We start from the raw sequence: 18,871 nt of genomic DNA, 5'->3' as shown, positions 1-18,871 counted from the left end.
CGGCACCATCGTGCGTATCCTCGGTATCTCGGCCTTTTACCACGATAGCGCGGCCGCGCTCGTCGAAGACGGGCGCATCGTAGCCGCGGCACAGGAAGAACGCTTCACGCGCCGGAAACACGACCCCGACTTTCCGGCGCGGGCAATAGAGTACTGCTTGTCGGAAGCAGGCTGCACCATGAACGACATCGACCATGTCGTCTTCTACGAGAAGCCGTTCCTGAAGTTCGAGCGGCTTGTCGAGACCTATCTTGCGACAGTGCCGCACGGCTTCAGTTCGTTTCGCGTGGCGATGCCGGTCTGGATCAAGGAAAAGCTCTTCCAGAAGAAGATGCTGCGCAAGGATCTCGGCAAGCTTGTCGGCAAGAAGGAATGGGAAGGCTCGCTGCTTTTCACCGAGCACCACCAGTCCCATGCGGCGAGCGCTTTCTTTCCTTCGCCCTTCGCCTCCGCTGCGGTCCTCACCATGGACGGCGTCGGCGAGTGGTGCACCACGTCGCTTGCCCATGGCCATGACAATCGCCTCGACTTCCTGAAGGAGCTGCATTTCCCGCACTCCCTCGGCCTGCTCTATTCGGCCTTCACCTATTATACGGGTTTCAAGGTCAATTCGGGCGAGTACAAGGTGATGGGGCTTGCGCCCTACGGGCGTCCGCGTTTCGCGCAGACGATCCTCGACAACCTGATCGATCTCAAGGACGACGGTTCCTTCCGTCTGGATCAGCACTATTTCGGCTATTGCACGGGCCTGAGGATGACCTCACCGGCCTTTAACGACCTCTTCGGAGGCGAACCCCGCAAGCCGGAATCGCCGCTGACCCAGCGTGAGATGGACCTGGCGGCTTCCGTTCAGGTCGTGACCGAAGAGGCGGTCATGCGGCTCGCCCGCTATGCCCGGCGCCAGACAGGCGAAAAGAACCTCTGCCTTGCCGGCGGCGTCGCGCTCAACTGCGTGGCGAACGGCAAGTTGCTGAAGGCCGGGATCTTCGACGACATCTGGATCCAGCCTGCCGCCGGCGATGCGGGCGGCGCGCTGGGGGCGGCTCTCTCCGTCTGGCACGAATATCTCGGAAGCACGCGCGTCGTGAAGGACGGCGATGCCATGTCGGGCGGCTATCTCGGGCCAGCCTTCGCGCAAGGCGAAGTCGAGCAGCGGCTTGCCAATGCCGGGGCGAACTTCGAGGTCCTTTCGGACGAGGAGATCACCTCCTCCACCGTCTCGGCACTGACCGAGGAAAAGGCGGTCGGCTGGATGCAGGGGCGGATGGAATTCGGCCCGCGCGCACTCGGCGGTCGGTCGATCCTCGGCGACGCCCGTTCGCCGACGATGCAGAAGATGCTCAATCTCAAGGTCAAGTACCGCGAGAGCTTCCGCCCCTTCGCTCCGTCGATCCGGCGCGAGGATGTGTCGGACTGGTTCGACATCGACACGGACAGCCCTTACATGCTGCTTGTCGGCGACGTCTTGGAAAGCCGCCGCCTGCACGCCAATCATCCGCAGGAGAACCTGTTCGGCATCGATCTGCTCAACGTGCCGCGCTCGGAAATACCGGCGGTGACCCATGTCGATTACTCCGCCCGTATCCAGACGGTGCACCGCGAGACCAACCCCCGTTACTGGGAGCTGTTGACCCGCTTCAAGGCGCGCACCGGCTGCCCGGTGCTCGTCAACACCAGCTTCAACGTGCGTGGCGAGCCGATCGTCTGCAATCCGGAAGACGCCTATCGCTGCTTCATGGGAACGGAGATCGAGCGCCTCGTCGTCGGCAATTGCATGCTGAAGAAGGAGGACCAGCCGGCGCACCTGAAGCAGGACTACAAAGAGAACTTCGAGCTCGACTAGAACGGCCGCGCAACGTGTTCCTTCAGCGCGCCGGGCCGCAGCAGCGACCCGGCGTTCTAGCGTCCTGCACGCAGGCGCGAGGCGCTCCGGCCGGAGGGCGCGACGCCGAACTCGCTCGTCAGCAGCTTGACGAAAAACGGCACCAGCCCCGACTTCGCGCGCGCCTTGTCGAAGGCCGCCTGGAACGGCGCCCTGTAGCTGAAGAGATCCGGACGGATCGGCCGCAGCAGCCCTTCGCTGACATAGCGGTTGGCAAAGTGATCGGGCAGATAGCCGAGATAGCGCCCGGAAAGGATCAGCCGCGCTTCCGCCTCCATGTCGCTGACCGTCGCGCGCGGGTTGGCGATCGAGAAGATCTTGAGGTCGCGGGCATTCCAATAGGAGCGGCCGATCAGATTGTGGGACCGGATGTCGTCGATTTCGATCGTGCTGTCGTCGCGGGAAAACAGCGGATGTTCGGCCCCGCAGTAGAAGCGCTGCGTCTCCTCGTAGAGATCGACATATTCGAGCCCCAGCGTCGTGCGCGGGAAGCTGGCGATCGCGATGTGAAGCTCGCCCGTTATCACGTCGCGCAGCAACTCATGCGGCGGCCGGGTGACGATCGAAAGCGCCACCTCCGGCGCCTCGTCCGTCATCCGGGCAAAGACGCGGGTCAGGCGGGAGGCCGGGTCCGACAGGGTGTTGTCGATGAGGCCGACGGAAAGCGTGCCGTTCAGCCGGTGCTGCAGGCCCTTCATGCGGGTATCGAACTGGTCGATCGTGCCGAACAGGCGCTTGGCCTCCTCGTAGACGGCACGCCCTTCCTCGGTAAGGCGGAAGCCAGACCGGCCACGCTGGCAGAGGATCAGGCCGAGGCGGCTTTCCAGCGCCGAGATATGATTTGAGATCGTCGAGAGCGACAGGTTGAGCTCTCCCTGGGCGGCGGCAAAACCACCCGCCTCCACGATCGTCACGAAGATCCGCAGCAGCCGCACATCCAACGAGTCCAATGCCATTCGATCGCGCCCTTAGCTTGCGAAACTCCAAAGTGAAGCGCAATTATTATGAATTTTCAGGCACTAAGCTAGTGCATCATGGACCCAGCAAAAAATCGGCCGGCGCAGGGAGCGCCGGCCGTGCGTGATCTGGATCGATGGGACGTCGCCACAAAAGGCTGCCGATCGACGTGTCCTCGCACGGCGACCGGTAGGCGACCGACGCTTTCGCTCCCGATCAGGGCCGGCGATAGACCTCGTTTCCGGCGAGATAGGTCGCCTCCACCTTGCGTTCGCGGATGGAGCGGTCGAGCGGATCTGCGAGGGTGCCGTCGATCACGACGAAATCCGCCCACTTGCCGACGCTGATCGAGCCGATCTGAGCCCCCCAGGGCGTCATGTCGGCACCGGCCTGGGTGAGACCGTGCAGGGCCTGGTCGAAGGTGACGGCCTGCTCGGGATGCCAGGGACCGTCACCCAAGCCAAATGGGCTTTCGCGGAAGACGGCGTCGTTGATCTGGGTGAGCGGGCTCAGCGGCGATGTCGGCCAATCCGAACCGAACACCAGCGGCACGCCGGCATCGAGCATCGAATGCCAGACATAGGCCCGCGGCTCGCGATCGGTACCGATGCGTTCGGTGATGTACTTGCCGATCGTGCCGGTCGCATGGTTCGGCTGCATCGAGGCGACGACGCCGAGATCCTTGAAGCGCTGGATGTCCTTGGTCTCGACCACCTCGATATGCTCGATGCGGTTCGGCTGCGGCCGCGGCACCGAGGCTTCGGCAAAGGCGTCGAGAACGAGGCTGACGCCGCCGTCGCCGATCGCGTGCACCGCGGTCGGGAAGCCGTTTTCGTTCGAGGCCTTGATTGCCGCCGCCAGCTGCTCCTTGGTCTCGAAAGGCTTGCCCTTCCAGCCGTGCTGGTCGGAATAGTCCTCGTGCATGTAAGCGGTGCGGGTCGAGAGCACCCCGTCGATCACCGACTTGGTGTAGCCGAGCTTCAGCATCGGCCCCTTCACCTCCTGCTCGCCGGAATCGGCGGCTACCTTGTCGACCTCGTCGCGGTCCTTGACCGCTGCGGCAATCTTCTTCGGATCACCCTCGAAGAAGCCGTACCAGACGCGAAGCGGCATCTTCTTTTCAGAGAGGATCGCGGCATAGTCGTGCACGGCGGCGAGATCCGACATGTCGTTGACGCCGGTGATCCCGAGGCTGTTGGCAAACTTCATCGTCTCAAGCAGCGCTGCGCGCCGTTCCGTGTCGGTCGCCACCGGACGATGCTTCTCGACGAGATCGCCGGCCTTTTCGAGCAGGATGCCACTCGGCTCGCCCTTGTCGTTCAAGAGCACCTGCCCGCCCTCTTCGACTTCCGACTTCGCGGTAACGCCGCCCACTTCCAGCGCCTTGGAATTGACCCAGACGGAATGGAAATCGATATCGCGCAGGACCACCACCCGGTCCGGCACCACGGCGTCGAGGTCTTCCTTCGTCGGCAGCTTGCCCTCGCCGAGCGTGTAGTCCCAGCCGCCGCCCATCAGCCAGACGCCCTTCGGCAAGCGCTGATCGGCTTCCTTGATCTTTTCGAGCCAGGTCTTCTTGTCCGGGATGTAGGAGAGGTCGACGCCGGTCACCATGTCCATGCCGGACGTGAGATGGGTATGGCCGTCGATGAAGCCCGGGGTCACGGTCTTGCCGCCGGCGTCGATCATCTTGGTCTTAGCGTCGGCCAGCGCCTTGATCTCGTCGTTGCTGCCGATTGCGGTGAACTTGCCGTTCTCGATCGCGAAGGCCTGTGCCTTCGGCTTGCCCTGGTCGACCGTGCGCACGTCGCCGTTGAGCACGATCAGATCGGGTGCGGCCCAAACCGGCTGCGCCGTGCCGACCAGGATCGCCAGAGCGGACGTTGCACCCAAGGCGCGGGTTACTGCTGCCAATGTCATGAAATCCTCCTCCCGCGGCTGCATCCCTCCACCCCCGGCGAGCCGCGCGGCGCCGGCGTTGAAGGGATGATGCTGCAAGTGGGGAGGATAACGATATACTCCCTCGGGCTAGGTTCGAGCGATGCCGCGCTACAACGGCGCGGGTCTGAGGTGAAAACGCGCGCCGATACAGCCAGGCGGACAACGTTCACGATCCGGCAGCGCACAGTACCATTTCCCGGCGCGAAGGCGAGGCCCGCGCCGCTCATAAAAAACAAGAGGTTAGGGAAGCTTCCGGCTGGCGCCCTGGCTTCCCCGGAGGCTGGCCGATCGGCGCAGCCTCAGCTGAAGAGCGCCTTCAGGCGCGGCCAAAGACCAATGGCCGCGCGAACCCGCCGGGCGGCATAGGCGGCCCGAACGGAGCTGCCGAAATTGCAGTCGCAGACGATGTCGTGCAGTTGGTGGTCCGATATTTCGAAGAAGCGTTTTGCTTCACCGTAGCTGTCGTCTGCGAGCCCCGCGAGGCGCAGTTGCGTATCCTCGAAGGCGACGGTCATAGGCGAACCGTTGACCTGCATGGCCTGGCGCGCGGCAGCGGTCGCGCGTTCAGTACCGGAAAGCGTGCCCAGCCGGCGATCGGGATTGCTTTCCAAGAGTTCGGCCCAACGCTGAAGCCGTTCCGTTCTCGTCATCGCGGGATCGGAACGAATTTCGGCGAGCGCTTGCAACTGTTCGATGGTTTGATGCTTCATCGTCGTCTCTCCTAGTGCGAAGATGCGACCGCGATACGCGCCCCTCCATACCGGGGTCGCCGTTCCTCAAACTCGCCGGAGGGAACCCCGGTTCCCTGTCGTGAGAAAAAAAGAGGACCTGCGATTACCGCCGCGCGAACGGCGCCAGGAGACCCAACTTCCGCTGGCGGAAATGCGCAAAATACCGCCTCGAACAGCTGCCTTCATCGCTCCAGTCACACCCTATTTCGGTTGCCGCTCACGCGGCGTATGCTTTCTCGGGAACGTTGTTGCCCGATCCGCATCAAACGGTGGTTTGGAGGTGGATGATGAACGATGCCCTGCTGACAAGACGCACCACGGTGGAAGCGGACCATTTGACAGATGAAGCTCTCGTCGAGCGTGCGCTTGCGAGGGACCCGGAAGCCTTCCGGATCATCATGACGAGGCACAACCAGCGGCTTTTTCGCATCGCCCGCGCCGTCGTGCGCAACGACAGCATCGCCGAGGATGTGGTGCAGGAAGCCTATCTGCGCGCCTTCGAACACCTCGAGACGTTTCGCGGCGACGCCAGCCTCGCCACCTGGCTGCATCGCGTCGTGCTGAACGAGGCGCTCGGGCGCCTGCGCCGGTCGGCGACGCGACGGGAGGTTCCGCTCGCGACGGACATTGCAGGCGCCGAGATCGTACCCTTTCCCAATGCTGCGAACGCCGACGATCCGGAACGCAGCCTTGCGCAGCGGCAGATCCTGCGGCTGGTGGAAGAGGCCGCCGACGCGCTGCCGGAACCCTTCCGCCTGGTGTTTACCGCCCGGGTGATCGAGGCGATGAGCGTCGAAGAGACCGCAGCCCTGCTCGGCATCAACCCGAAGACGGTCAGGAGCCGCCTGCACCGGGCCCGCCAGCTTCTGCGCCAGCAGATCCATCGCCAGGTCGGCCCCGTGCTTTTGAATGCCTTCCCCTTTGCCGGACGCCGCTGCGCCCGGTTGACGGAGGCGGTCATGAACCGGCTCGGACTTTCAGGCTGACATTTCCGGGAACCTTTGAAGGCGGCGCGCATCCAATGGGCGTGATCCATCAAGACCGGCGGCGATCGCCGCCGGAGAGGAGTTCCCGATGTATGCCCGCCTCACCTCAGCCCTCGCCGTCGCCTGCCTCATCAGTGGCGCGACCCTTGCAGCCGGGACGAAGGTCACCGACCCCCAGATCGCCCATATCGCCTATACCGCAGGCGTCATCGATATCGAGGCCGCCAAGCAGGCCCTGAAAATCTCCAAGGACAAGGAAGTCATCAGCTTCGCCAACGACATGCTGCGCGACCATGAGGCCGTCAACAAGCAGGCCCTCGATCTCGTCAAGAAACTCAAGGTGACGCCCGAGGACAACGATACCAGCCGCGCGCTGACGAAAGCGGCGACGCAAGAGCGCGAAAAGCTGGCGAAGCTCAGCGGCGCCGACTTCGACAAGGCCTATGTCACCAACGAGGTAGCCTACCACAAGCAGGTCAATGGCGCCCTTGAAACCCTGCTCATTCCCTCCGCGAAGAATGCCGAGCTCAAGGACCTGCTGGAAACCGGCCTCAAGCTGTTCCAGGGTCATCAGCAACATGCCGAGCATGTCGCCGAGTTGATGAAGTAGGCAGCGCCATGATCCGAAAGCGAAGCCTTGGCGCGCTGTGCGGCCTGACCCTCATGCTGACTGCGCCATCGGCGTGGGCGGAGACCATCCGGGTGACCATCGAAAAGCTTGTCTTTTCACCCGCCGAAATCAGCGCCGCCGTCGGCGACGTGATCGAGTGGGACAACAGGGACGTTATGGCGCACACGGCAACGGCCAAGGGTGATTTCGACATCGTGATACCACCGAAAAAGACCGCGACGCTCACCGTCACCAAGGCCGGAACCTTCGATTACATCTGCCGCTTTCACCCGAACATGAAAGCACGACTCAAGGTGCAATGAACGACTTGAGGACGGCAGCGCGTGGCCATCCTCCCGCGCTGCCGTTCACGGCGAAGTCACCGGACGCCGTCTGTATCCGGAACCCGAATTGTGCCATGGAAGCGGCTGGTTCCATCGAGGAGGCGGCACGGCCATGAAGAAGATCGGTTTTCTTTCCTTCGGACACTGGACGCCCTCGCCCCAGTCGCAGACGCGATCGGCCGGCGACGCCCTGCTGCAGTCGATCGATCTCGCCGTTGCGGCCGAAGAACTCGGCGCAGACGGCGCCTATTTCCGCGTCCATCACTTCGCCCGCCAGCTCGCCTCGCCGTTCCCGCTTCTGGCGGCGGTCGGCGCAAAGACCAACCGGATCGAGATCGGCACGGCCGTCATCGACATGCGCTACGAGAACCCGCTCTACATGGCCGAGGATGCGGGTGCGGCCGATCTTATCGCCGGTGGACGGCTGCAGCTCGGCATCAGCCGCGGCTCGCCGGAGCAAGTGATCGATGGTTGGCGCCACTTTGGCTACCAGCCGGGCGAAAGCGAAACTGAGAGCGACATGGCAAGACGGCACGCGGAAGTGCTGCTCGACGTCCTGCGCGGAGAAGGTTTCGCCGAACCCAATCCGCGACCGATGTTTCCCAACCCTCCCGGCCTGCTGCGCCTCGAGCCGCATTCGGATGGCTTGAGAGAGCGCATCTGGTGGGGCGCAAGCTCCAACGCCACGGCCGTCTGGGCCGCAAAGCTCGGCATGAACCTGCAAAGCTCGACGCTGAAGGACGACGAAACAGGCCTGCCATTCCACGTCCAGCAGGCCGACCAGATCCGCGCCTACCGGGAAGCCTGGAAGGCGGCGGGCCACACGCGCGCGCCGCGCGTCTCGGTCAGCCGCAGCATCTTTGCGTTGGTGGACGATCGCGACCGGATGTACTTCGGCGGCGGAAACAAGCAGGAAGACCAGATCGGCTTCATCGACGACAAGACGCGAGCGATCTTCGGGCGCAGCTACGCTGCAGCACCCGACGTTCTGGTCGAGCAATTGGCGAAGGACGAGGCGATTGCCGAGGCCGACACGCTGCTGCTTACGGTCCCGAACCAGCTTGGCGTCGAATACAACGCCCATGTGATCGAGGCGATCCTCAAGCATGTCGCGCCGGCGCTTGGTTGGCGCTAACGCCAGCCGACGCGTCTCAAACGCCGGGCATCTGAAATCGGGCAGCCGGCCGGAGGGGGCAGCCGGCCGGAGGTAGGTAGCGCGGCTCTAGAGCCGCGCCCCTTCGCTCAGTCGCCGGTTCAGGGAACTTGCGGCGGATGCGCGACGCCGAGGTAATAGTCGCCCTGTCCGCCGCTCTGATACTCGCCCGTGTAGCGCTGGCGGGCATCACCTAATGTACGGGCCGGCGGGCGATAGACATAACCCGGCGCCGGGTCGACATACGGATCGACATAAATGCTGCCGGTCGGCATCGGATCGACATAGACCTGCGGCTGTACAGGCTCGACATAGACCGGGCCGGGCGCGGGCTCGACATAGTAGGGTTGCCCGTAGAGCACCCGGTTCTGGGTGCCCGGCGGATTGTGCGGATCGATGCCGGTGTAGAAGCCGTTGGCGAGCGCCGGTGCTGCCGCGCCAAGGGCGAAGACGATTGCGGCGAATGACATTCCCTTCGAAAGCTTCATGGCGTTGCTCCTGTCTCGGCTTGGCATCCGGCATTCACCGGGCAGCGTCGCCCCCGGTGAATGCCGCTTCCCCAAGATAACGCCCAGCCGCTGCAACCGTTCCGCAAGCAACCTCAATGCAGTCCGAAGATGCCGAGCAGTTCCTCGCGCTGGCGCACGAAGGCGCTGGCGCTGCGGTCGCGCGGCCGCGGCAGGTCGATCTCGATCAGCCGCGGTTCGCCGCCCTTTTCGCGTGGCAGGATGAGGATGCGGTCGGCGAGGTAGATCGCCTCCTCGAGATCGTGCGTGACGAGCACGGTCGTCACGTCCTCGTCGCGCCAGATCCGCGCCAGCTCCTGCTGCATGCTGATCTTGGTCATGGCGTCGAGCGCGCCCAGCGGCTCGTCGAGCAGCAGGATTTCCGGCTGGACGGCGAGCGCCCGGGCAATGCCGACGCGCTGCGCCATGCCGCCCGACAATTGCCGCGGAAAGGCGCCTTCGAACTGTTGCAGGCCGACCAGCTGGACGTAGCGCCGCGCCCGCTCCCGCGCCTGTCCCCGGGAAAGCCCACGCGTCTCCAACCCGAAGCCGACATTGTCGAGCACGGTCAGCCAGGGCAAAAGCCGCGGCTCCTGGAAGATCACCGCACGGTCGGTGCCCACGCCTCTGGTCAGCTTGCCGTCGATCAGCACCTCGCCGGCATCCGGATCCTCGAGACCCGCCAGCACCCGAAGCAGGGTCGTCTTGCCCGAGCCGCTGGCGCCGACGATGGCAAGCGTCTCGCCGGAGCGGATATGGAGGTTGATATCCCGAAGCACGGGCAATGGCGCGCCGTTCAGGCGGTAGGACTTGGAGAGGTGACGGATCGTCACCTCTCCGCGGCGAAGGTTCTGGGCAACACTCATGGAACGTCCTCAGTTGCTGGCCGTGGCGCCGTCGACGGCAAAGAGCACGTCCTTTGGCGCCAGCTGGCCCTGCTTGAGTTTGCCTTCGCGCACCAGCACGTCGATCCAGAATTGCAGGTCACGCTCGACCGGCAGGCCACCGGCCCGCACCCCATAGCCGCGGAAGTACTGGGCGATCTCAGGATTTTCGCCGCGAGCTTTCAGGGCCTTCGCCAGGATCTCCTTCGTTTCCTGCGGATGTTCGCGGGCATAGTCGAGCGCGCGGGCCGACTGCAGCACGAAGGTCTTTGCCGCCTCCGGATGCTCCTTCACGAAGTCGCGTCGCAGCACGACGAAGCCGCCGGCGATCTCGCCGAGCACGTCGGTGTCGTCGAAGATGGCGCGCAGGCCGCCGTTCTTGCGGGCTGCACCCTCGAAGGTCGTCTGCCAATAGCCGAAGGCGGAGATATCCACCTGGCCGGAGCGCAGGACCTGCTCCAGCTGCGGGCCGGGAACGACGACCTGGTTGGCGGCATCTGTCGGCAGGCCGACGGAATGCAGCGCCTCGCGGATCGTATAGTCGAGGTGAGCACCGAGCGTGTTCACCGCAATGCTCTTGCCGGCGATGTCCTTGATGCTTTTGATCGGGCTGTCTTCCAGCACGTAGAAGATCGACTGTACCTCGTCATTGATGCCGTTGGAGGGATAGGCGGCAACGAAGTCGTTGCCGCTGATGATCGAGTTCAGCACGGCCGAGGTCGCTGCGCTGCCGATCTCGACATCGCCGGATGCCAGTGCGATCAGCGATGCCGGACCGCCGGTAGCGTAGCCGACACTCTCGACCGTGATGCCGGTGCCGTCGAAATAGCCGAGTTCCTGCGCGAGTTCATGGGCCGACAGGCCGCCCTGACTGGCGAGATAACGCAGCGTGACGGCGTCGGCGGCGGCTGCCGGCGCCGCAAGGCCAAGCGTGACGGCTGCCGAGAGAAGGAGATTGCGGGGATGGAAGGTCATCTTGATATCCTTTCGAAGGAGAACTGGTAGAGGCGGTCAGACGCTCGGCGCAGACCAGCGGCAGAGATTGCGCTGGATGAGAACAAGCAGCGCGTTGGCGGCGAGACCGAGCAGGGCAAGCAGCAGGATCGACGCAAACATCAGCGGGATCTGGAAGTTGTACTGCGCGTTCATCACCTGGAAGCCGATGCCCTTGTTCGCTCCGATCATTTCGGCAGCGATCAGAAGCAGCAGCGCGGTGGTCGCCGAGAGCCTGAGGCCGACGAAGATCGCAGGCACCGAGGCCGGCAGAACCACGCGACGGAAGACCGCGAGCGAGCCGGCGCCGTAGGTGCGGGCCATCTCGATCAGCTTCCTGTCGACCTCCTTGACCCCGCCGATCGTCGACAACAGGATCGGAAACAGCGTCGCCCAGAAGATCACGAAGACCTTCGACGTTTCGCCGAGACCGAGCAGCAGGATGAAGACCGGGTAGAGCGCCAGGGCCGAGGTCTGGCGGAAAAGCTGCAGGACGGGGTCAAGCGCCTGCTCGACGAGCCGGACCTGGCCCATGAACAGCCCGAGCGGAATACCGACGGCGACGGCAGCGGCAAAGGCAATGCCCGACCGCTGCAGGCTGATGGCGATATCGTCGAGCAGCGCGCCGCCGGCGATGCCGTCCCAAAGAGCAGCCAGGATCACGTCGAGCGGAGGAAACACCGCCGCGTTGACCCAGCCGACGGTGCTTGCAACCTGCCAGAAGGCCAGAAACGCAAGCACGAGACCGTAGCGGGCAACGATCGCGCCGAGCAGGCGGCGCCAGCGCGGCACGCTGTTCGGCCGGGACTGCACGGGCGGCGTGGAACTCTTGGTAGCGGCCTCACGACGCGCCGTTGCAAAGCCTGCTGCAAGCGAGGGGTTGATGGTTTCATAGGACATGGCAACACCTCACTCCGCTGCCTGAACGGCCGACCGGGCGGCAGTCCAGCGGTTGACGGGTACGGGCAGGCCGAGGTTTTCGCGCAGCGTCTTGCCCTCGTAGGCGGTGCGAAACAGGCCGCGACGCTGCAGTTCCGGGATCACCAGCTCGACGAAGTCGTCGAGCGCCGTCGGGAACCATGGCGGCAGGATGTTGAAGCCGTCGGCGGCTTCGTTCTCGAACCATTCCTGCAGGGTATCGGCGATCTGCCCGGCCGTTCCGACGATCGTGTAGTGGCCGCGCGCCGACGCGATCCATTGGTAGAGCTGGCGAATGGTGAAGTTGTTTTCGTCGGCGATCTGGCGGATCAGCGCCTGGCGACTCTTCATGCCCTCGGTCGGCGGCGCCGGCGGCAGCGGCCCGTCGAGGTCGTATCCGCGCAGATCGAGCGTCCCGCCGGTCAGGCCGTTGAGCAGGCCAATGCCGTCCTCCTCGACGATAAGCGAGGTCAGCCGTTCGTATTTCTCCCGCGCCTCGGCTTCAGTCCGGCCGACGAAGGGCGAGACACCGGGCATGACCAGGATGTGGTCCGGGTTGCGGCCGAGGCCGCGGGCGCGGGCCTTGATATCGCGATAGAATTCCTGCGCCGTTTTAATGTGCTGGTGCGCCGTGAAGATCACCTCCGCGGTGGCGGCGGCAAGGCCGCGGCCATCCTCGGACTGGCCGGCCTGCACGATGACGGGATGTCCCTGCGGCGAGCGCGAGATGTTGAGCGGGCCGCGGACCTTGAAATGCTCGCCGCGGTGATCCGTGTCGTGCAGCTTCGCCGGATCGAAGAAGACGCCCGTTTGCTTGTCGCGGATGAAGGTATCGTCCTCGAAACTGTCCCAGAGCTTCCTGACGACATCGACATGCTCGGCCGCGCGCCGGTAGCGCTCGGCATGCGGAAGCTGGGTGTCGCGGTTGAAATTCTGCGCCGTCGGATCGCCCGTCGTCGTCACCACGTTCCAGCCGGCACGCCCGCCGGAGATCAGGTCGAGCGAGGCGAACTTGCGCGCTGTGGTATAGGGCTCCTCATAGGTCGTCGACGACGTCGCGATGAAGCCGAGATGGGTGGTGAGCGGCGCCAGCGCTGAAAACAGGGTCACGGGCTCGAAACCGGCAACACGGGCGTTGCCGCCCTCTCGTGCGCCACCGAAGCCGATCGCCAGACCGTCGGCAAGAAAGTAGGCGTCGAACAGACCGCGTTCGGCGGTCAGCGCCAGCTGCTTGTGAAACTCGAAACTGGTCGCCCCGTCGGCGGGCTGATCGGGGTGGCGCCAGGCCGCGATATGCTGCCCGCCGCCGGGAAGAAAGGCTCCAAGCCGGATCTTGCGTGTCATCTCAATCCTCTCCTGTTCTCGCTTTAAACTCGAGGAGATCGCCCTGCCGAGGGCGAAGCGCACAAGGCGCTCCGCGACACGCGGCGAACTCCGGCCACGACAGACAGGCTACATTATACACTATTTTTATAGAGAAAGGAGATTTCAACGAGACGCGGCGGGATTGAAATGTTTTTCGTCAGTTCGCCCGGTTTGGAGATCGATGACCGCTTCGCCGTCCCTGGAGGCAAACCGGCCGGAGCGAGCGTGCGCGGTTGATCGGGGAAAATATTCCACTTGGAATAGTTTTCGAGCCAAAGGGTTTCTTATCTCGACCAGAATACTCGACTATTTTTCGGGCACTTGCGGCGGCCATTGCCTAAAAATGTGGCCGCCGCCATACAATGAGAGTGAAAGACGTGTCCCAAGCAACCACCCAATCCTCACCAAAGCCGATCTATGCCTCCTTCGGCTTCCAGGTCCTGGCGGCCATGGTCATCGGCCTGCTGCTCGGCCTCATCGCCCGCAACATGGGCGTCGATGCCAGCGGCAATGCCAACTGGCTGACGGTCACCCTGCAGACGATCGGCTCGATCTTCGTCCAGCTTCTGCGCGCGCTCGTGCCGCCGCTCGTCTTCACCGCCATCGTCGCGTCGATCGCCAATCTGGCGACGCTGCAGAATGCCGCCAAGCTCGTATGGCAGACGCTACTCTGGTTCGCGATCACTTCGCTCATCGCCGTGGTCATCGCGATTGCTCTCGGCCTGATCATTCAGCCGGGCGTGGGTTCAGCCGTTTCGCAGGAAGCTGCCAAGGCGCCCTCCTATTCCGGCTCGTGGCTCGATTTCCTCAAGGGCCTCGTGCCCGCCAACATGCTCGGGCTTGAAGCCAGCACCAAGGTCACTGACACGGGTGCCACCACCTCGCTCAATTTCAACGTGCTGCAGATCCTCGTCGTTTCGATCGCCGTCGGCGCCGCTGCACTGAAGGTGGGCGACGCCGCCAAGCCGTTCCTAGCCTTCAACCAGTCGCTGCTTGCGATCGTGCGCAAGGTCCTCTGGTGGGTCATCCGGCTTACGCCGATCGGCACGATCGGCCTGCTCGGCCGCGCCGTCGCCCAATACGGCTGGGAAACGCTGGCGCAGCTCGGCTGGTACACCGCTGCCGTCTATATCGGCCTTGCGATCGTGCTCTTCGTCGTCTACCCGGCGCTGCTCGTCGGTCACGGCCTGAAGCCCTCGCGCTTCTTTGCCGGCGCCTGGCCGGCGATCCAGCTCGCCTTCGTTTCGCGCTCCTCGGTCGGCACTCTGCCCGTCACGGAAACGGTGACCGAAAAGAGCCTCGGCGTGCCGCGCGAATATGCCGCCTTCGCCGTGCCGCTCGGCGCCACCACCAAGATGGACGGCTGCGCCGCGATCTATCCGGCAATCTCGGCGATCTTCATCGCGCAGTTCTTCGGCCTGCCGCTCGGCATCCAGGAATATGTGCTGATCGTCTTCGTCTCGGTGCTTGGCTCCGCCGCCACCGCCGGCCTCACCGGCGCGACCGTCATGCTGACGCTGACGCTTTCGACGCTCGGCCTGCCGCTCGAAGGCGTCGGCCTGCTGCTTGCCATCGACCCGATCCTCGACATGGGCCGCACGGCGGTCAACGTCGCCGGCCAGGCGCTGGTGCCGACGATCGTCGCCAAGCGCGAAGGCATTCTCGACGAGACCGTCTACAACGGCGACAAGGTGCTCGACGACCTGGAACCGCTTGGCGTCGCTGCGCGCGCGGCCTGACGGCATGAAACGACGCATGCGGGCCGCAAGGCCCGCATGCCGTGTTATACTTCAGCCATTCCGCCTGTTGAGGGATCGGCGATGTCGTCGACCAATTTTCATCTCGTCACCGAATGGACGATCGCCTTCCCGCTCGAAGACGTGTGGCGTGAACTGAGCACGCCGGAGCGCTGGCCCGATTGGTGGCCGTCGGTGAAACAGGTGACGTTGCTGCAACCGGGTGACGAGCGCGGTGTCGGCGCCGTCAGGCGCATGCGCTGGTCGACGGCGCTGCCCTACGAACTGGTCTTCGACATGGAAACCACCAAGGTCGAACCGCCCCTCTTGATCGAAGGCCGGGCCTTGGGCGAACTCGACGGCATCGGCCGCTGGACGCTAGAAGTCGAAGGCGGCGCTTGCCGAGTTCGCTATGACTGGATCGTGGCGGTCACGAAGCCGTGGATGGTTCGGCTTTCCTTCATCCTCAGGCCCGTCTTCCGCTGGAACCACGGGGTGGTGATGGAGCGTGGACGCCGAGGTCTCTTAGACCGGCTGGCCTAAAGCAACGGCGGGCACATTCCGGAAAGGCGCGGAGGCAGACGGCTATTGCCCCAAGGCGCGCGCCTCTTGCCTGATGATTTCGCCCAGGCGCTTGGCGCCCGGTCCCGCCGCATCCGGATCCGGGTAGACCAGATACAAGGCGCCCCAGCGCTCCGAGCCATCCTTCAGCGGCAGCGGCTTCAACTGGCCGGCAGCAAGCTCTTCGCGGATCCAGTCTTCCGGATACCACGCAAAACCCATGCCCATGCAGGCGGCGCGAATGGAGGTTGCCTTGTGGCTGACGGTCAGCCGCCTTTCGGTCACGTTCCAGACGCTCGGGCGCTGCCGCTGCAGCCCGCTGTCGCGGATCACCAGATGGCGATGGCCCTTCAAATCCTCGACGCCGATTTCCCGGCCCAGTTGATGCAGCGGGTGGAAGGGGGCGGCGGCGGCAATCGCCCGGTAGCGCAGGAGCACTTCGCCCGTATGGCCTGCCGGCAGGTTGTCGGCGCAGATCGCCAGGTCGACGGCACCCGACAGCAGCAGCTCGTCCGTTCCGCCCATGACGCTTTCATGCAGTTCGATGCGGGTTTCCGGCGCCTCCTCACCGAAGCGTTCGATGCAGCTCAGCAGCAGCCAGGTCGGAAACAGCCCCTCCACCGCCAAGCTCAGCATCTGCTCCTGACCCTTGGCAAGGTTTTCAGCCGCCCGCTCCAGCCGCGTCGCTTCGTCGACCAGTGACCTGCCGCGCCGGTAGAGAATGCGCCCCTCCGTGGTCAGCAGCGCCTTGCGGCCCTCGATCTCGAAGACGGCGACGCCGAGCCTCTCTTCGATCTGGCGCACCGCGTAGCTGACGGTCGATTGCGACTTGTTCAGCGCCTGTGCCGCCTGGGCGAAGCCGCCGGCGTCGACCACCGCGATGAAGGTCCGCCACTGATCCAGGGATATGCGTAGCATTGATCGAATCACTAGATAGATAGGCGCCAATATTCGAACTTTTTTATCGTCCTGACAGATGTTTGTATAGGTCCAACGAACACAGACAAACGAGGCCGACATGAACATTCTTCTCGTCACAGCCAATCCCGAAGGCCCGTCCTTCGCCAAGTCCCTGGCCGACGGCTATGTCGCCGGCATCCGCGAAACGAAGGCCGCAACCATCGAACTGGCCGATCTTGCCGCCGAAGGTTTCGACCCGCGCATGACCCGCAAGGACCTGGCTTTTTATCGCGAACGCGGACCGCTGCCGGAGGACGTCAGGCGCGAACAGCAACGCATCGAACGCGCCGACCTCCTGCTCTTGGCCTTTCCGATCTATTGGTGGTCGCTGCCGGCCGTAACGAAAGGCTGGATCGATCGCGTCTTCACCAAAGGCTGGGCCTTCGGCAGCGACGATCGTTTCGCCGGTCCGCTTTCGGCAAAGCACGTTCGCCTGATCGCCACCGGCGCCGGCAGCCACCGGCTTTACCAGAAGCACGGCTATGAAAGTGCGATGGCCGCCCAGATCGCCCATGGCATCTTCAACTTCAGCGGCGTCGCCAATGTCGAGACGCACCTGTTCCTGGACGCGGAGAGCAACGAGCGCGCCGCGCGCCTGCGCAATCTTTCGACGGCCCACGATCTCGGCCGCGCCTATGCCGAAGGCCAGCGGCAGCCCTCACCTCAACTGCACCTGATGCCGGCGACGGCCTGAAGCCGACGGGTCGGCAACCCCCAAGATCTCATCTTCGATCAATCACCACCGAACCGAACGCCGCCACCGGCGGCGCGCGAACGAACCCACGCGTCCCTCTCAACCGAACGCAACACGACAAAGGAAAAAGCCATGTCTACCGTCACGCGCGAAATCCACCTGAAGACCCGCCCGACCGGACTTCCGGGCCCAGAAAATTTCGAGATCGCCAGCCGGCGCCTCGACGAGCCGAAGCCGGACCAACTGCTGGTCCGCAACACCTGGATATCAGTCGATCCCTATATGCGGGGCCGCATGGACGAGCGGAAAAGCTATATTCCGCCTTTCCAGCTTGACGCGGCCATGGATGGCGCAGCCGTCGGCGTGGTCGAACACTCCACCGACCCGGCCTTCTCCGTCGGCGACGCCGTCGTGCATTTCGCCGGCTGGAGGGACTACGCGGTCATCGACGCGGCGACGGCCCGCAAGCTCGATCCGGATCTTCCGGCCCAGGCCTATCTCGGCGCGCTCGGCTTTCCCGGCCTCACCGCCTATGTGGGGCTGGCACGGATCGCCAATGCCAGGCCAGGCGAGACCATCTTCGTTTCGGCCGCCAGCGGCGCCGTCGGCAGCATCGTCGCCCAGATCGCCAAGCTCAGCGGCCTGCGGGTGATCGCCTCGGTCGGCTCGTCGGATAAGGCCGATTGGCTCAGAAACGAGATCGGCGTCGATGCGGTCATCAACTATCGCGAAACATCCGATCTGACCGAAGCGCTCGCGACCGCCGCACCCGGCGGCATCGACATCTACTTCGACAATGTCGGCGGAGACCATCTCGAAGCGGCGCTCGCACTTGCCAACGATCACGCCCGCTTCGTGCTTTGCGGCATGATCACCGGCTACAACGCCGGCGGCGCGGCCGGTCCGCGCAACATCTTCCAGGCAATCGAGAAACGCATCCGCCTTCAAGGGCTGATCGTTTCCGATCATGTCGATCTCATCCCGGAGTTCGATCGCAAGATGAGCGCCTGGATCAAGGAACGGAGGATCCAGCTGCGCGAGACCATCGTCGACGGCCTGGAAAATGCGCCTGACGCCTTCATCGGCCTCTTCAAGGGCGCCAACACCGGCAAGATGCTCGTGCGCCTCTAGCTGAAAACGGGCGCATCGGCGAACCGGATCACGCCGCCCCAGACCAAACCTATGCCCCGCCCTGTCGCGCGGCATAGGTGCGTCACATGAGGGAACGCGGCGACGCGCGTCTCAGATGTGCTGGACATGAAGATGAGAGACGAAAGCACCGCCCGCCGTCGGACATTGCAGAACCATCGAAAATCGTGCCCTTGATATATCCTATCCAGGGGGATAGGATATTAACATGACCGAGCACAGACACGACACCCATCCTGATATCGTCAAGCGGCTGAAACGCGCCGAGGGACACCTGAAGAGCGTCATCGCCATGATCGAAGGCGGCCGCTCCTGCCTCGACATCGCCCAGCAGCTCCACGCGGTCGAAAAGGCGATCAGCCAGGCGAAGCGAACCCTGATCCAGGACCATCTGGACCATTGCCTCGAAGACACGATCGGGGCGCTCCCACGCGAGCAGCGCCACTCCATCGACGAGTTCAAGGCGATCACGAAATACCTCTGAGCAGCAAACCCGCTGCC

Annotated in this window: 19 protein-coding genes; 10 read left to right on the top strand and 9 right to left on the bottom strand. The window is 64.1% G+C overall.

Annotated elements, in window-relative coordinates; genetic code table 11:
- Positions 1 to 10: 10 nt before the first annotated feature.
- Positions 11 to 1,843 carry a carbamoyltransferase family protein gene (locus OKW20_RS10605; RefSeq protein WP_192449363.1) on the top strand — a complete coding sequence of 611 codons (1,833 nt, stop codon included), beginning with the start codon at positions 11 to 13 and terminating at the stop codon, positions 1,841 to 1,843.
- Positions 1,844 to 1,899: 56 nt separating this feature from the next.
- On the opposite strand, the gene OKW20_RS10600 is transcribed toward OKW20_RS10605, so the two are convergent.
- From OKW20_RS10600 to OKW20_RS10590, 3 genes are all read right to left on the bottom strand, one after another.
- The gene (locus tag OKW20_RS10600; RefSeq protein WP_205236895.1) at positions 1,900 to 2,838 is read right to left on the bottom strand and encodes a LysR family transcriptional regulator; all 939 of its coding nucleotides are present in this window, start codon (positions 2,836 to 2,838) and stop codon (positions 1,900 to 1,902) included.
- A gap of 217 nt (positions 2,839 to 3,055) precedes the next feature.
- Positions 3,056 to 4,759: an amidohydrolase gene (locus OKW20_RS10595; protein WP_043611163.1), complete on the bottom strand. Its 1,704-nt coding sequence runs from the start codon at positions 4,757 to 4,759 to the stop codon at positions 3,056 to 3,058.
- Positions 4,760 to 5,079: 320 nt separating this feature from the next.
- Positions 5,080 to 5,490 (bottom strand): hypothetical protein, encoded by a 411-nt coding sequence (locus OKW20_RS10590; protein WP_043611094.1) that lies wholly within the window; start codon positions 5,488 to 5,490, stop codon positions 5,080 to 5,082.
- Between the two features lie 308 nt (positions 5,491 to 5,798).
- Between OKW20_RS10590 and OKW20_RS10585 the strand changes: the two genes are divergently transcribed.
- From OKW20_RS10585 to OKW20_RS10570, 4 genes are all read left to right on the top strand, one after another.
- Positions 5,799 to 6,497: an RNA polymerase sigma factor gene (locus tag OKW20_RS10585; protein ID WP_429172040.1), complete on the top strand. Its 699-nt coding sequence runs from the start codon at positions 5,799 to 5,801 to the stop codon at positions 6,495 to 6,497.
- Positions 6,498 to 6,585: 88 nt separating this feature from the next.
- Positions 6,586 to 7,107: a DUF4142 domain-containing protein gene (locus OKW20_RS10580; RefSeq protein ID WP_429172038.1), complete on the top strand. Its 522-nt coding sequence runs from the start codon at positions 6,586 to 6,588 to the stop codon at positions 7,105 to 7,107.
- An 8-nt stretch (positions 7,108 to 7,115) separates the two neighbouring features.
- Positions 7,116 to 7,430 carry a cupredoxin domain-containing protein gene (locus OKW20_RS10575; RefSeq protein ID WP_429172036.1) on the top strand — a complete coding sequence of 105 codons (315 nt, stop codon included), beginning with the start codon at positions 7,116 to 7,118 and terminating at the stop codon, positions 7,428 to 7,430.
- A 133-nt stretch (positions 7,431 to 7,563) separates the two neighbouring features.
- Complete coding sequence (locus OKW20_RS10570; RefSeq protein ID WP_429172034.1) at positions 7,564 to 8,586, top strand: LLM class flavin-dependent oxidoreductase; 1,023 nt, start codon at positions 7,564 to 7,566, stop codon at positions 8,584 to 8,586.
- 119 nt (positions 8,587 to 8,705) lie between these two features.
- Here the strand turns inward: OKW20_RS10570 and OKW20_RS10565 are convergent, their stop codons facing one another.
- The 5 genes from OKW20_RS10565 to OKW20_RS10545 all read right to left on the bottom strand — a co-directional run bounded on the left by OKW20_RS10565 (position 8,706) and on the right by OKW20_RS10545 (position 13,249).
- Positions 8,706 to 9,092 carry a hypothetical protein gene (locus OKW20_RS10565; protein WP_429172032.1) on the bottom strand — a complete coding sequence of 129 codons (387 nt, stop codon included), beginning with the start codon at positions 9,090 to 9,092 and terminating at the stop codon, positions 8,706 to 8,708.
- Between the two features lie 113 nt (positions 9,093 to 9,205).
- Complete coding sequence (locus OKW20_RS10560; RefSeq protein WP_043611103.1) at positions 9,206 to 9,976, bottom strand: ABC transporter ATP-binding protein; 771 nt, start codon at positions 9,974 to 9,976, stop codon at positions 9,206 to 9,208.
- Positions 9,977 to 9,985: 9 nt separating this feature from the next.
- Positions 9,986 to 10,969 (bottom strand): ABC transporter substrate-binding protein, encoded by a 984-nt coding sequence (locus OKW20_RS10555; RefSeq protein ID WP_043611105.1) that lies wholly within the window; start codon positions 10,967 to 10,969, stop codon positions 9,986 to 9,988.
- Between the two features lie 36 nt (positions 10,970 to 11,005).
- Positions 11,006 to 11,887, bottom strand: coding sequence for an ABC transporter permease (locus OKW20_RS10550; protein WP_429172030.1), 882 nt, complete (start codon positions 11,885 to 11,887; stop codon positions 11,006 to 11,008).
- A 9-nt stretch (positions 11,888 to 11,896) separates the two neighbouring features.
- The gene (locus OKW20_RS10545) at positions 11,897 to 13,249 is read right to left on the bottom strand and encodes an LLM class flavin-dependent oxidoreductase (protein ID WP_429172028.1); all 1,353 of its coding nucleotides are present in this window, start codon (positions 13,247 to 13,249) and stop codon (positions 11,897 to 11,899) included.
- A gap of 398 nt (positions 13,250 to 13,647) precedes the next feature.
- Here OKW20_RS10545 and OKW20_RS10540 point away from each other — a divergent pair, with 398 nt between their 5' ends.
- Positions 13,648 to 15,009 carry a dicarboxylate/amino acid:cation symporter gene (locus tag OKW20_RS10540; protein WP_402321134.1) on the top strand — a complete coding sequence of 454 codons (1,362 nt, stop codon included), beginning with the start codon at positions 13,648 to 13,650 and terminating at the stop codon, positions 15,007 to 15,009.
- 81 nt (positions 15,010 to 15,090) lie between these two features.
- Positions 15,091 to 15,549, top strand: a complete 459-nt coding sequence (locus OKW20_RS10535; protein WP_429172026.1) for an SRPBCC family protein — start codon at positions 15,091 to 15,093, stop codon at positions 15,547 to 15,549.
- Between the two features lie 42 nt (positions 15,550 to 15,591).
- Here the strand turns inward: OKW20_RS10535 and OKW20_RS10530 are convergent, their stop codons facing one another.
- Positions 15,592 to 16,485 carry a LysR family transcriptional regulator gene (locus OKW20_RS10530; protein WP_429117877.1) on the bottom strand — a complete coding sequence of 298 codons (894 nt, stop codon included), beginning with the start codon at positions 16,483 to 16,485 and terminating at the stop codon, positions 15,592 to 15,594.
- A gap of 100 nt (positions 16,486 to 16,585) precedes the next feature.
- On the opposite strand from OKW20_RS10530, the gene OKW20_RS10525 reads away from it, so the two are divergent.
- From OKW20_RS10525 to OKW20_RS10515, 3 genes are all read left to right on the top strand, one after another.
- Positions 16,586 to 17,221, top strand: coding sequence for an NAD(P)H-dependent oxidoreductase (locus OKW20_RS10525; protein WP_429172024.1), 636 nt, complete (start codon positions 16,586 to 16,588; stop codon positions 17,219 to 17,221).
- A gap of 132 nt (positions 17,222 to 17,353) precedes the next feature.
- A complete protein-coding gene (locus tag OKW20_RS10520) occupies positions 17,354 to 18,352 on the top strand; it encodes an NADP-dependent oxidoreductase (RefSeq protein ID WP_429172022.1) in 999 nt (332 codons plus the stop codon).
- A gap of 226 nt (positions 18,353 to 18,578) precedes the next feature.
- Positions 18,579 to 18,854 carry a metal-sensing transcriptional repressor gene (locus OKW20_RS10515; protein WP_429172021.1) on the top strand — a complete coding sequence of 92 codons (276 nt, stop codon included), beginning with the start codon at positions 18,579 to 18,581 and terminating at the stop codon, positions 18,852 to 18,854.
- Positions 18,855 to 18,871: the final 17 nt, after the last annotated feature.

It is taken from the genome of Ensifer sp. LBL (assembly GCF_050435225.1).
Lineage (GTDB): Bacteria > Pseudomonadota > Alphaproteobacteria > Rhizobiales > Rhizobiaceae > Ensifer.
Note: the sequence above shows the minus strand (reverse complement) of the source record. Positions and strands in the feature narration are given on the sequence as shown.

Bases quoted from the DNA above. Each gene is read 5' to 3' on its own strand.
- OKW20_RS10600 (WP_205236895.1), bottom strand. From the start codon at position 2,838: ATGGCATTGGACTCGTTGGATGTGCGGCTGCTGCGGATCTTCGTGACG.
- OKW20_RS10595 (WP_043611163.1), bottom strand. From the start codon at position 4,759: ATGACATTGGCAGCAGTAACCCGCGCCTTGGGTGCAACGTCCGCTCTG.
- OKW20_RS10590 (WP_043611094.1), bottom strand. From the start codon at position 5,490: ATGAAGCATCAAACCATCGAACAGTTGCAAGCGCTCGCCGAAATTCGT.
- OKW20_RS10585 (WP_429172040.1), top strand. From the start codon at position 5,799: ATGAACGATGCCCTGCTGACAAGACGCACCACGGTGGAAGCGGACCAT.
- OKW20_RS10580 (WP_429172038.1), top strand. From the start codon at position 6,586: ATGTATGCCCGCCTCACCTCAGCCCTCGCCGTCGCCTGCCTCATCAGT.
- OKW20_RS10575 (WP_429172036.1), top strand. From the start codon at position 7,116: ATGATCCGAAAGCGAAGCCTTGGCGCGCTGTGCGGCCTGACCCTCATG.
- OKW20_RS10570 (WP_429172034.1), top strand. From the start codon at position 7,564: ATGAAGAAGATCGGTTTTCTTTCCTTCGGACACTGGACGCCCTCGCCC.
- OKW20_RS10565 (WP_429172032.1), bottom strand. From the start codon at position 9,092: ATGAAGCTTTCGAAGGGAATGTCATTCGCCGCAATCGTCTTCGCCCTT.
- OKW20_RS10560 (WP_043611103.1), bottom strand. From the start codon at position 9,976: ATGAGTGTTGCCCAGAACCTTCGCCGCGGAGAGGTGACGATCCGTCAC.
- OKW20_RS10555 (WP_043611105.1), bottom strand. From the start codon at position 10,969: ATGACCTTCCATCCCCGCAATCTCCTTCTCTCGGCAGCCGTCACGCTT.
- OKW20_RS10550 (WP_429172030.1), bottom strand. From the start codon at position 11,887: ATGTCCTATGAAACCATCAACCCCTCGCTTGCAGCAGGCTTTGCAACG.
- OKW20_RS10545 (WP_429172028.1), bottom strand. From the start codon at position 13,249: ATGACACGCAAGATCCGGCTTGGAGCCTTTCTTCCCGGCGGCGGGCAG.
- OKW20_RS10535 (WP_429172026.1), top strand. From the start codon at position 15,091: ATGTCGTCGACCAATTTTCATCTCGTCACCGAATGGACGATCGCCTTC.
- OKW20_RS10530 (WP_429117877.1), bottom strand. From the start codon at position 16,485: ATGCTACGCATATCCCTGGATCAGTGGCGGACCTTCATCGCGGTGGTC.
- OKW20_RS10525 (WP_429172024.1), top strand. From the start codon at position 16,586: ATGAACATTCTTCTCGTCACAGCCAATCCCGAAGGCCCGTCCTTCGCC.
- OKW20_RS10520 (WP_429172022.1), top strand. From the start codon at position 17,354: ATGTCTACCGTCACGCGCGAAATCCACCTGAAGACCCGCCCGACCGGA.
- OKW20_RS10515 (WP_429172021.1), top strand. From the start codon at position 18,579: ATGACCGAGCACAGACACGACACCCATCCTGATATCGTCAAGCGGCTG.